This is a genomic window from Pseudomonas sp. rhizo66 (genome assembly GCF_031931925.1).
Classification (GTDB): domain Bacteria; phylum Pseudomonadota; class Gammaproteobacteria; order Pseudomonadales; family Pseudomonadaceae; genus Aquipseudomonas.
This window is the reverse complement of the sequence record NZ_JAUJWZ010000002.1, coordinates 343,577-356,358: the sequence shown is the minus strand read 5'-3', so window position 1 is coordinate 356,358 and position 12,782 is coordinate 343,577. Positions and strand designations below refer to the sequence as shown.

8 protein-coding genes are annotated in these 12,782 nt (G+C 52.4%); 6 read left to right on the top strand and 2 right to left on the bottom strand.

Annotated elements, in window-relative coordinates; all coding sequences use genetic code 11:
• Positions 1 to 128: 128 nt before the first annotated feature.
• On the bottom strand, positions 129 to 1,802 hold the full coding sequence (locus tag QZR14_RS03620; RefSeq protein ID WP_311995905.1) for a putative bifunctional diguanylate cyclase/phosphodiesterase: 1,674 nt from the start codon (positions 1,800 to 1,802) through the stop codon (positions 129 to 131).
• Between the two features lie 262 nt (positions 1,803 to 2,064).
• On the opposite strand from QZR14_RS03620, the gene rep reads away from it, so the two are divergent.
• Entirely contained in the window at positions 2,065 to 4,074 is a 2,010-nt protein-coding gene (gene rep / locus QZR14_RS03615; protein ID WP_123454601.1) for a DNA helicase Rep, read from the top strand.
• Positions 4,075 to 4,131: 57 nt separating this feature from the next.
• Positions 4,132 to 4,704, top strand: a complete 573-nt coding sequence (locus tag QZR14_RS03610; RefSeq protein WP_007962388.1) for a xanthine phosphoribosyltransferase — start codon at positions 4,132 to 4,134, stop codon at positions 4,702 to 4,704.
• 138 nt (positions 4,705 to 4,842) lie between these two features.
• Here QZR14_RS03610 and QZR14_RS03605 read toward each other — a convergent pair whose 3' ends face one another.
• The gene (locus QZR14_RS03605; protein ID WP_311995904.1) at positions 4,843 to 6,765 is read right to left on the bottom strand and encodes an acetyl-CoA hydrolase/transferase C-terminal domain-containing protein; all 1,923 of its coding nucleotides are present in this window, start codon (positions 6,763 to 6,765) and stop codon (positions 4,843 to 4,845) included.
• A 584-nt stretch (positions 6,766 to 7,349) separates the two neighbouring features.
• Between QZR14_RS03605 and lanM the strand changes: the two genes are divergently transcribed.
• The 4 genes from lanM to QZR14_RS03585 are packed head-to-tail and all read left to right on the top strand — an operon-like array spanning position 7,350 to position 12,758.
• Positions 7,350 to 10,283 carry a type 2 lanthipeptide synthetase LanM gene (lanM, locus tag QZR14_RS03600; RefSeq protein ID WP_311995903.1) on the top strand — a complete coding sequence of 978 codons (2,934 nt, stop codon included), beginning with the start codon at positions 7,350 to 7,352 and terminating at the stop codon, positions 10,281 to 10,283.
• Positions 10,280 to 11,158, top strand: a complete 879-nt coding sequence (locus tag QZR14_RS03595; RefSeq protein ID WP_311995902.1) for a hypothetical protein — start codon at positions 10,280 to 10,282, stop codon at positions 11,156 to 11,158. Before lanM ends, QZR14_RS03595 begins: the two co-directional genes overlap by 4 nt.
• The gene (locus QZR14_RS03590) at positions 11,159 to 12,046 is read left to right on the top strand and encodes a hypothetical protein (RefSeq protein WP_311995901.1); all 888 of its coding nucleotides are present in this window, start codon (positions 11,159 to 11,161) and stop codon (positions 12,044 to 12,046) included.
• A complete protein-coding gene (locus tag QZR14_RS03585; protein ID WP_311995900.1) occupies positions 12,039 to 12,758 on the top strand; it encodes an AAA family ATPase in 720 nt (239 codons plus the stop codon). The genes QZR14_RS03590 and QZR14_RS03585 overlap by 8 nt, the downstream gene beginning before the upstream one ends.
• Positions 12,759 to 12,782: the final 24 nt, after the last annotated feature.

Here is a 12,782-nt window from a genome sequence, read left to right as displayed (position 1 = left end):
GGAGCGAGTCTGCTCCGGGCGGCGTTCCGACGAATGAGATCGATCAGTCAAATCATCTTTGCCTGACACACCGCTTTCGCGAGCAGGCTCACTCCCACAGGGGTTTAAGCCTAACCCGGAGATTGTGTTCAGCTGACGATTTCGAGGGCTGGCTGTTGGCTTGAGCCGAAGGTGAGATATTCAACCAGCTCCGCCAACGGCAGTGGCCGGCTGATCAGATAGCCCTGCACCTGATCGCAGCCAAACCCGCGCAGCAGCTCCAGTTGCTCCGGGGTTTCCACCCCTTCCGCTACCACTTCCAGATGCAGGTTGTGCGCAAGATTGATCATCGCGTGCACCAGTTTGCGGTTCTCTTCGCGCTGCTCCATGCCGCCGACAAAGCTCTTGTCGATCTTCAGCAAGGTGATCGGCAGGCTGTTGAGGTGCACGAACGACGAGAACCCGGTGCCAAAGTCATCCAGCGAAAAGCGCACACCGAGACGCCCCAGAGCATCCATGGTCTGTTTGACCAGATCGCTGCGGCGCATCACCGCAGTTTCGGTCAGTTCGAACTCCAGCCATTGCGCTTCAACGCCACGTTCGGCGATCAAGCGGCTCAGCGTCGGCAACAACTGACTGTCCTGAAACTGGCGGAACGAGAGGTTGATCGCCATGTGCAGCGCCGGCAGCCCGCGCTCGCGCAACGCCTGCATGTCGCGCAAGGCTCGGGAAATCACCCAGTAACCCAGCGGCACGATCAAACCGCTCTGCTCGGCCAAAGGCACAAATTCACTCGGCGGCAGCAGACCGCGCTCGCCATGGCGCCAGCGCACCAAGGCTTCGAGGCCGACAATCTGGCCGTCCGCAAGATTCAGGCGTGGCTGGTAATGCAGCTCGAGCTCATCGCGACGCAACGCCCGACGCAGCTCGCTTTCGAGGTCGGCCATGCTTCGAGCATTGCGATTGATGCGTTCGTTGAAGATATGGAAGGTGCAGCCCTGGGTGCTCTTGGCCTGCTGCATGGCGATGTGGGCGTGCCACATCAGCGGATCGGCGCCGCCCTGCGCGCGGGCATGGGCGATGCCGAGACTGGAGCCGATCAGCAGGCTTTCGCCATCGACCCAATACGGTTCGGCGAGTGCTTCGGTGATGCGTTCGGCCATCCACTCGGCGCGCTGCGGTGCACGGCGGGTGTCGATCAGCAGGGCAAACTCGTCGCTGCCCAGCCGCGCCAGTTGATCACCTGCCTCCAGCTGACTTTTCAGCCGCGCGACAACCTGCAGGATCAAGCGATCGCCCGCCTGATGGCCAAGCGCGTCGTTGGCGTGGCGGAAGTTGTCGAGATCGAGATGCCCGAGGGCCAGGCCGCGACCGTCGTTTTCCACGAGGCGCGCAGCGAGCAAGGTCTGAAAACCCTGGCGATTGGCGATGCCGGTCAGCGGATCCTGTTCGGCGAGGCGTTGCAGGGTGTTTTCGAGAACGCCGCGTTCGCGCACATGGCGCAGGCAACGCCGGAGCATGCCGGCGTCGAGGGCGTCGAACACCAGCCAGTCACTGACGCCAACCGGCGCGGTGTCCGGTTCATGTTCCAGCAGCAAGACCGTCGGCAGGCTGCAACGGCCCGGTGCCGGTTGCAATGCCGGAATGGTCAACAACACCGCGTGGCGGTTGTCTTCGAACAAACTGCTGACCGACTCCCAGCTCGGCGCGCTGATCAGCACCGCCGCGCTCCCCATCGGAGCCAGACACTCGCGCAATAACGCTGTCCACGCCGGCTCTTCGGCCAGTAGCAGCAAACGCAAGGGTTCGACAGGCGTAGACAAGCTAGCTCCCTAGACTCTGCAATGATGTGGGCGGGGCATTATGCCGTTGCGCCGTTCAATGACCAAATGACAACGGTTATCAAAACGTTATTTTGTGTCACGAATGAGTACATTAGCCGCAAAATCACCGCGCATCCTCCGCGAAAGTAACAAAAGCGGCAAATTTGAATCGCGTGGTACGTCACAAGTCGGAGAGAGCAGCACAAATCTCTGAGCCTGTTAAAATGCCGGCCCATTTCGTCAACGACTCCCGAATTTTCGTATGTCCCGACTCAATCCCCGGCAGCAAGAAGCCGTGAACTACGTCGGCGGCCCTCTATTGGTGCTCGCCGGTGCTGGCTCCGGCAAGACCAGCGTGATCACCCGCAAAATCGCGCACTTGATCCAGAACTGCGGCATCCGTGCCCAGTACATCGTCGCCATGACCTTTACCAACAAGGCCGCGCGCGAGATGAAAGAGCGGGTCGGCACCCTGCTGCGCGCCGGCGAAGGTCGCGGCCTGACCGTCTGCACGTTCCACAACCTCGGTCTGAACATCATCCGCAAGGAACACGTGCGGTTGGGCTACAAACCCGGTTTCTCGATCTTCGACGAGACCGACGTCAAAGCCCTGATGACCGACATCATGCAGAAGGAATACGCAGGCGACGACGGCGTCGACGAGATCAAGAACATGATCGGCGCCTGGAAAAACGACCTGATCCTGCCGGCCCAGGCCCTGGAAAACGCGCGCAATCCCAAAGAACAGACCGCTGCCATCGTCTACACCCACTATCAGCGCACGCTCAAGGCGTTCAACGCGGTGGACTTCGACGACCTGATCCTGCTGCCGGTAAAACTCTTCGAAGAGCACGCCGACATCCTCGAAAAGTGGCAGAACAAGGTGCGTTACCTGCTCGTCGACGAATACCAGGACACCAACGCCAGTCAGTACCTGCTGGTGAAAATGCTCATCGGCAAGCGCAACCAGTTCACCGTGGTCGGCGACGACGACCAGTCGATCTACGCCTGGCGCGGCGCGCGGCCAGAAAACCTGATGCTGCTCAAGGACGACTACCCGTCCCTGAAAGTGGTAATGCTCGAGCAAAACTACCGCTCCACCAGCCGCATCCTGCGCTGCGCCAACGTGCTGATCTCGAACAACCCGCACGAATTCGAAAAGCAGCTGTGGAGTGAGATGGGCCACGGTGACGAGATCCGTGTGATCCGCTGCCGCAACGAGGACGCCGAAGCCGAGCGCGTGGCCATGGAAATCCTCAGCCTGCACTTGCGCACCGACCGTCCGTACAGCGATTTCGCGATCCTCTATCGCGGCAACTACCAGGCCAAGCTGATCGAGTTGAAACTGCAGCACCACCAGGTGCCGTACCGTCTGAGCGGCGGCAACAGCTTCTTCGGCCGCCAGGAAGTGAAAGACCTGATGGCCTACTTCCGCCTGATCGTGAACCCGGATGACGACAACGCTTTCCTGCGGGTAATTAACGTGCCGCGCCGGGAAATCGGCTCGACCACCCTGGAAAAACTCGGCAACTACGCCACCGAACGCAAGATCTCGATGTACGCCGCCACCGACGAAATCGGTCTCGGCGAACACCTGGACAGCCGCTTCACCGATCGTCTGTCGCGCTTCAAGCGCTTCATGGACAAGGTCCGCGAGCAATGCGCCGGCGAGGATCCGATCTCGGCGCTGCGCAGCATGGTCATGGACATCGACTACGAGAACTGGCTGCGCACCAACAGCTCCAGCGACAAGGCTGCCGACTACCGGATGGGCAACGTCTGGTTCCTCATTGAGGCGTTGAAAAACACCCTCGAGAAGGACGAAGAAGGCGAGATGACCGTCGAGGACGCGATCGGCAAACTGGTCCTGCGCGACATGCTTGAGCGTCAGCAGGAAGAAGAGGACGGCGCCGAAGGCGTGCAGATGATGACCTTGCACGCCTCCAAGGGTCTGGAATTCCCCTACGTGTTCATCATGGGCATGGAAGAGGAAATCCTCCCGCACCGCTCCAGCATCGAAGCCGACACCATCGAAGAAGAACGCCGCCTGGCCTACGTGGGCATCACCCGCGCGCGCCAGACCCTGGCCTTCACCTTCGCCGCCAAGCGCAAGCAGTACGGCGAGATCATCGACTGCGCGCCGAGCCGCTTCCTCGATGAGCTGCCGCCGGACGATCTGGCCTGGGAAGGCAACGACGACACACCGACCGAAGTCAAAGCCGTGCGCGGCAACAACGCATTGGCCGATATACGCGCGATGTTAAAGCGCTAGAATTGACCCCTTTTTACTAGACCTTCGGCGCACAAAGCGCCAAATGAGGACAGCTTCATGGAAGCATTGCAGCAGAAAATCCGCGAACAAGGCATTGTGCTTTCCGACCAGGTCCTGAAGGTCGACGCCTTCCTGAACCACCAGATCGACCCGGCCCTGATGAAGCTGATCGGCGACGAATTCGCCACGCTGTTCAAGGACTCGGGCATTACCAAGATCGTCACCATCGAAGCCTCGGGCATCGCCCCGGCGATCATGACCGGTCTGAACCTCGGCGTGCCGGTGATCTTCGCCCGCAAGCAACAGTCCCTGACCCTGACCGAAAACCTGCTGTCGGCGACCGTTTACTCGTTCACCAAGAAGACCGAGAGCACCGTGGCCATCTCCCCGCGTCACCTGACCAGCAGCGACCGCGTGCTGATCATCGACGACTTCCTGGCCAACGGTAAGGCCTCGCAAGCGCTGATCTCGATCATCAAGCAGGCCGGCGCGACCGTTGCCGGTCTGGGCATCGTCATCGAGAAGTCGTTCCAGGGCGGCCGTGCCGAACTGGATTCGCAGGGCTACCGCGTTGAGTCGCTGGCTCGCGTGAAATCGCTGAAGGATGGCGTCGTTACCTTCATCGAATAACAGCTGAAAGCCGCAAGCACATTGCAATACCTGTGGGAGCTGGCTTGCCAGCGATGGGGCACTATCCTTCAACATCCAAGTTGACTGATACACCGCCATCGCGGGCAAGCCCGCTCCCACAGGTTTTTTTGTCGTTTTTTATTGCGCAGTGGCCTTCAGGCCAGTGAGCAGCAGGCGCTGGAACAAATCTTCCTTCAGGCCTTCCGGGTTGGTCAGTTGCATCCGCTCCAGATGCTCGGGATACAGCGATGCCTCCGGTGCATCCAGCGCAGCCTTGCCCAGTTCCAGAATCTCGGTCAGCTTGAACTTACTCTTCAGCCAGTTCAGCGCGCGCAGCAAATCCCGTTCGATCGCGGTGAAATCACAGCCCAGCGGATATTCCGGAAACAGGTTCGGATGCCGGGCGGCGATCGCTTGCAAACGCTGCGGTGTGTTGTCGGCAAAGCGTGGGTCGAGGCGGAAATCCTTGGGCAGTTTGCCGACTTTTTGCGCTTGTTCGATCAGGCCCTGCTGGAAGCGCGAGTCACTAATGTTCAGCAGCGACTCGATCACCACCGCATCGGACTTGCCACGCAAATCGGCGATGCCGTACTCGGTGACCACAATGTCACGCAAATGCCGTGGGATCGTGCAGTGGCCGTATTCCCAAACGATGTTGGAACTGACATCCCCGCCGGACTCACGCCAACTGCGCAGAATCAGAATCGACCTCGCATCGTGCAGCGCATGCCCCTGGGCCACGAAGTTGTACTGCCCACCGACGCCACTGAGCACCCGCCCGTCTTCCAGTTGATCCGCGACGCCCGCACCCAGCAACGTCATGGTGAACACGGTGTTGATGAACCGTGCATCAAGGCGCTGCAAGCGCTTCAATTCTTCCTGTCCGTAAAGCTCATTGATGTAGCTGATGCGGGTCATGTTGAATTCGAGGCGTTTACTCTGCGGTAACTCGCGCAGGCGCTCGTAAAAACTGCGCGGGCCAAGGAAAAAACCGCCATGCACCGAGATACCGTCAGTCTGCGCGGCCTCATCGAGAGTGCCTGCGTTGGCCTGTTCCTGCGTCTGCACGTCGGGATAGACCTTGCGCCGGATGATGCCGGCATCCGCCAGCACAAGCAGACCGTTGACGAACATTTCGCTGCAGCCGTACAGGCCTTTGGCAAACGGCGCGGTCCCGCCTTCGCGTTCGATCAACTGCGCCCACTGACTGAGGTTGATGTCATCAAGTAACGCTGTGTATCCGGCGTTATCTGCCTGACGTGCAAGCAGTGCGGCGGTCAGCGCATCGCCCATCGAGCCGATGCCGATCTGCAACGTACCGCCGTCGCGAACCAGCGTACTCGCGTGCAGGCCAATGAAATGATCTTGGAACCCCACCGGCATGTTCGGCGTGGAAAACAGCGTGCTGCTGTCCTTCGCGTCGATCAGCAGGTCGAAGGTGTCGATGTCGACTTCAGCGTCGCCGGGCATGTACGGCAGATCGGTGTGCACCTGGCCGACCAGCAAAATGGTTTCCCCGGCGTCGCGGCGCTTGGCGATCATCGGCAACAGGTCGAGGGTAATGTCCGGGTTGCAGCTCAGGCTCAGGCGATCCGGGTGTTCGCTGCTGCTGGCCAGCAGTTGCGCCACCAGGTTCAGCCCGGCGGCGTTGATGTCACGGGCGGCATGGCTGTAATTGCTGCTGACGTAATCCTGCTGGGCCGGCGCGCTGTTGAGCAAGCTGCCGGGCTGCATGAAAAACTGCTCGATACGGATGTTGGCGGGCAGGCTGTCACGGTGCAGGTCGGCGAGGAAATCAAATTCCGGGTAATCACCGAAGACGCGCTCGACGAAGGGTTCGATAAAGCGCTTCTGCAAACCATCGCCCAGATTCGGACGGCCAAGGCACAGGGCAGTGTAGATCGTCAGTTGCCGCTCGGGCAGGCCTTTGATCCGCCGGTACAGCGCGTTGACGAAGTGATTGGGTTTGCCCAGGCCCAGCGGCATGCCCATGTGGATATGCGCCGGCAACCGCGCCAGCACGTCGTCCACTGCTTGTTCGATCGAACACAACTGCACCATCTGAAGCCTCCTGCCCGTTCCGTGAATAGGGGTAGACCGAGCTTGCCGGGGATTTACTTCCGAGGGAAGGCAATTAATGCGAAAAAAACGTGAAGTAGGCGAGTGCAGTGCTTGGCGCAACCACACCCAGAGAACTTTCAACAATAACAATGAATTAACAACACCAAAAGAATCATCGCACAAGCCCGTGACTTCTTTCCTACATTGGCTCGAATTTAATCACGCAGAACTTCAGGACACTTCTGAATTGAAGTTATTTGAGTCACAGCTAGCATTAAAAACGTAACACTTCATTAGCAATCAATACATTTAGGCCAAACATAAACTTATAAGGAAAAATCATGAAAATCGACTTCTTAGTAATCCGTAGTGCGAGGGCACACATTCTAAATTCAAGCGCACCTATTTCAACGCTGGCAATTCAAGCATTCAGCAACTTAAGCGCAGCCAGCAGCGGTTCGCGACCATGCACTAGTTGTTGCTCACAATGTTGGCAAGGGTGCTGCTACGCGACTTACATGTAGTTATGAGCCAAGGGCGGTCAATACGTGCCGCCCCTTTCACTTACTTTAGGATTTTTTACATTGAAAACGCCGATTGAGTTTTTAACTGAACCCCTGAACTCCCACCGAAGCCTGACCACAGACTGCCCGCTATGGCCATACCTGTCTTACTATATTTACCATATCGAAAATAAACTTCCAAAAGCATCCGGAAGCGCCCTGAAAACTCAACCAGTTATTATCAGCGGTTTCGCAACAAACCTGGCAGCGAGAATTACCAACGCAGCTAGTAACGTTTTAATCACCGAAAAACAAATATTTGAAAAATCCATCATCGGCAGAGAGATGGAAACCTCCTCTTACTACAAGTTAGTTAGCGAAAATAAAAGCTATCTCACCGACATCATTAAAGCTTATCCAGAGCTAGATCGAGTCCTCACCAAAATATCACAAAATTTTGTCGAATTTACATTACAGTTTTTTACTCATTTGATAGAAGACAGACAGGAGATTAACGAAGTATTCAATATTGGGTCTGACGTCAACCTCTCCGCAATTGATGTCTCGGCTAGCGAAACGCATTATGGATCCAGGACCGTTTGCACGCTTTCCTTTAACTCCATAAAAATAGTTTACAAACCAAGAAATCTTAAACTTGAAGCGGAAGCCTCCGGTTCTCTACTGTCTTTGAGCAGTGCCGCAGGCACTGACTTTTGCAAATGGAAAATACCAATTTATTTGGTAAAAAAAGAACATGGATGGTCAGAGCATACACCTCAAAAGCACGCAGAAACTGAAGAAGAGGTACATCAATACTTTAAAAGAGCAGGATTTTTATTAGGTTATTGCACGGCCTTTATGGCTGCGGACATTACCTCTGACAATCTGATTGCGCATGGATCAAGCCCTATACCCATTGATCTGGAGACAATTTTTTACAGCACCTTAAATATTGAGACGATCCCGAAAGAAGTTCGGTGGAACGTTACCCAAACAAGTATTCTTCCGAATTGGACTTGGAAAGGCACCGATGGTATCGGTGTAGACTTGAGTGCGCTGGGTGGATTATCAGAGCAATATGTCAGTCTAAACCTGTATCAACACTTAGAAGACGAAACTGGTCACAGTCAATTTGGCATGGACGGAGTTAAAATATTTCCAAATCAGAATGTTTTATATCTTAACGGGAAACCGGCGCAGCCGTGGGACTACGAAAATCAAATCATTGATGGCCTAACCACTCTATTTTCTATATTGAACAATGCGCAACCGTCAATTATCGAAACAATTAAATCTTTTAGAGGCCGACAAAACAGGTATATCCCCAGACCGACCGCGACATATCACTACGCCATTCAATGTTCCCTGCATGCAACCTTAATGCGTTGCACTGACAAACGAACGGCCTTCCTGGAAAATATCCTTAATAACGACACAGCTCCCGCGATAGGCTTTCTCAACGCGGAGGTCTCAGCTTGCTTGGATCTGGACATACCTTTTGCTCGAGGACAAGCCGGTGCTCTTGAGTTCTACGAACCCGGTTACAGCGGTTCAGGGCACCTCGATAGTAAAGATTATATAAACGGAATAGACAACAGTATCCAATACATCAAAACCTTGGACAAAAACAGAATTGCATTTGAAGAGAAACTAACTTCAAACACCCTTCTAGCAATGAAAAATATGTATGAACACGGAAATAAACTCACGGACCACTCCTTCAAACAACACGACGACTTGAGAGACCCCCGTTATTCAAATACAGACGAGATCATTAACAAAATCAGGACATCATCGGAAATCAACGCATGCTTGATCAATGAACTGTTACGCACCGAAATTTCGAGTAATGGGCTCTGGCTAGGATTTCACTCATCACCAGGTGGCTATATGGAGTTCTCGGAGTTAGGAGATGACTTCTACTACGGATTGTCTGGTATTCTTTATGGCTGCGTAGTGGCGGCCAGTCATAGCAGCGCCATAGATAAAGCTCTGGTAACTGAACTACTAAATCATTGCCACAGTAGAATAGTTAAAAAACTGACAAATAAGGGCACGCACTTAGGGGGCTTTCACTTCGGTCTATCGTCCGCAATCGTTCCGCTCCTGACAGGCTTAAATTATTTCGACGATGAAAGGCAAAGCCAACTACTACAGCTGTATAAAAAATATGTTGAAGACGTACTGGGAGAACCATGGTGGCAAAAATATTTTTGGGGCTCTGACTTTCTTTCTGGAATGTTCGGCACTCTAAATGTACTCACGCTGTTATTCGATCTTACTAAAGATTTATCGTTTTCCGATTTAGCCAACTCCTTATACAAAAAAATAGAGACCGAACTCACCTTTGTATCTGGAAGCAAACTACCCACATTCGACAATGCAATCACAACGAGAAGCGACGCTTTATTGAGTGGCCTGTCTCACGGAATAATGGGGTGCGCATACTCATTATTTTATTTTAATAAACTTATCGCAAAAAAAGATTCAATCCACGAATTATTCCTAGGCTTTTTGTCTTGGGAGCTTAACGAATATGATGAGTCAATTGAAAATTGGCGCGACTACAGAAAACGCTCGGAATCAAGCGCCGGTGAGTTTGCGTGGAGCCACGGTTTACCTGGTAATTATTTGGCGATCAGTTATTTCGCAAACAATGGAGTACAGCCTGCGCTAGATTTCTTGGAAAAGCACCCACCAAAAGCCGCATTCTCATATTCAAATCTCGAAAAACGAAAGAGACCCGTCAATGACTCTTTATGTCATGGCGCTTATGGGATTCTGAATATCATGAAAAAGATCTCACCGGAATCGTTGCTCGACCCACAAGTTTTTCTATGGTCGAATATCGTTAACTTAAGTGAACAAAATTCGAGAACCTTGAGAACAAAAACTGCCGATCCATTAGGATTATGGATCGGACGCGTGGGATCACTACTTGGCTCTATTGGTTTGATTGACCGTAACTACGAGTTTCCATTTCTTCCGCACCAAATGGAATTTATCAAACCATGAAAAGCAACCTAATACTTTGCTGCTTTGGCCTGGGCATCTCAGTTCTAACAAGCGCATCGCCCTATCTAATCGGCAATTCAATTAATTTTTACCTATCCCAAGACCGCTTATATTTATATGCACTCGCAGGCGCTTCGCTTCTTATCATCGCGACGCCTCCCTTGAAACTAGCAGCCAACATTTATCTACAAAGGACTGCTGCCAAGACAAGATATATCCTGAAAAAGACAATTCTAACGCACCTGCGAAGCAAGGCAACCACATATAGGGGAAACCCTGGTGAGCAGATCGAACTTATCGACGGTGATGTTGACGGCTCGATATATCTATACCATTCGGTATTCTTTGACACTTCACTCAACTTCAGCATCATAATCTTCGCGCTGATTATAACGGCTCAGTATCATCCTCTTCTGGCGCTCGCCCCCCTTAGCGGCCTGCTATATGCCTCAGCTGCATATTTTATAACCCGGAGAAAGAGCGACACCCTCTTTGAAGAATACGTCCAAGAAAACACCGTTATAATCGGGGCAATCTGTGCGCATGTATGCGATGCCAAACCGTACAACGACAGAGTCAAGCTGGACATCAAAAAAATTGAGCGCCTCGCTTTTCGTTCAAACCTGAAGGCATCTTTTTTCGAATCAATTTCAGGCACATGTTACTTGGTAGCGATAGTTGTCTTGTTCTTGATATCCGCTCATTTAATAAGTGAAAGCGCTCTGACAACAGGCGCTATCTTTGCCTCAGCCATCTACCTTGAGCGTGTGCTCAGCCCAACAATGTCACTTATATCCATTTACTACTCAAGCAGAGAGGCCTCTTATCGCCGTAATCGAATTCTGAGCTATAAACTACAGCACGGGGGGCGTTGAATGATGCTTATGTGCTTGCGAAAAAACGGGGCATTATTTTTGTTTTCAACAGTATGCCTGAGTTTAGCAGCTGCATGTCAGTTGCTAATACCTTCGATCGTGGCAGAGGGACTTACAGCTCTCGGTAGTGGTGCTGTCAGCACTAATCTGTATTTCCTTTTCACCGCTATTTTTTTATCCAAACTCGCGACTCAAACTCTGGGCAGCTCCATGGCGGCGCTCATGGAAGCGAAATCTCGCTTCTCACTCATCAATTTCATTGTGCATGATGAAAGACCTCTCCCGTTAAGCTCTCGCGTGACGATGATCAAAGAAGATGCCGAGAAAATTGCTTCAGTCCTTCATGACTTAATTCATCTGGCAGGATCTTGTATTTTGACATTTGCCACAGCCTATATCTTACTTCGTGAAAACGCTTACTTTCTCATCCCCTTGATATTTATTACGACATTGACTTGTGTGCAGTTCAAATTTGCAAAATTACAAATCCAGAGTCTGTATAAAGACGAAATGAGCAATGAAGACCTGTACAAGGAATCGTTAATCAGCACTTTCAGCTCACCCACAATTGATGAGCAAAGTTTTCAATCACTTATCAGCAATAGTAATGGATGTTTGAGCAACACAATACAAGCACGTTACAAATATCAAAAAGCCAACGCCATTCTGTGCTTCTGGCCGGAAATGGCTATCTCGGCCGGGACAGTATCAGTCATCATTTTTAGCGCCACTGCGACGCCGGAGTTATTCGGCGAGCGTCTTATTGCTTATCTCGGTTACGTCGGAATTTTTACCATGGCCAGCACGAGTTCGATAAGACTTGGTATAACAATGATTGGAGTAAAGGTATCCGTCGGTAGAGTATTCAGGGGGCACCAATATGAATGATTTATTCATCCAGCAGATACGCCTTAAGTCAGACAGAGTTGCGGCTCATTTTCTACGCAGCCTTTTTCCGCTTCAATTCAATAACAGAATTACCGTATTTATCGGAGAAAACGGTTCTGGAAAATCCACCCTGCTTGAAGCACTTGCCATTAAATTGGGATGCAATCCAGAAGGCGGTGGGAAAAACTTCAATTTCTCGACTGAGAACACCCACTCGAAACTGCACGAAACCCTGACGCTTTCAAAAGGCTACCGAAGGGAGAAGGACGTTTTTTTCTACAGAGCAGAAACCTTCTATAACTTGAACACTGCGATCCGCAAGCTTGATGCAGAGGGGAGCTTTGATCCCGAAATAAAGACCTATTACGGCGGCGTGGATATGCATTGCATGTCGCACGGTGAAGCAATGGAGGCGCTGTTTCAAAACCGATTCAAAGCCCAGGGACTGTACGTTCTCGATGAACCGGAAGCGTCGTTATCCCCATTGAGGCAATTAGTGTTTATCAACCGAATGATGGAGTTGGCACGCAAGGGCGCACAGTTCATCATCGCCACTCACTCACCTCTCATTATGTCGATCCCGGGATGCGATCTGAGACAGATATCGGAAGGGCGCTCCGAACCAATAACTCCGGCAGATACTGATGCTTATGCTGTGTACAAAGCCGTACTTAATTCTTCCGGTGCCTTTATCGCGAAAAGCATGCAGTGATGCTGCAGACACAAAAAAACCGTC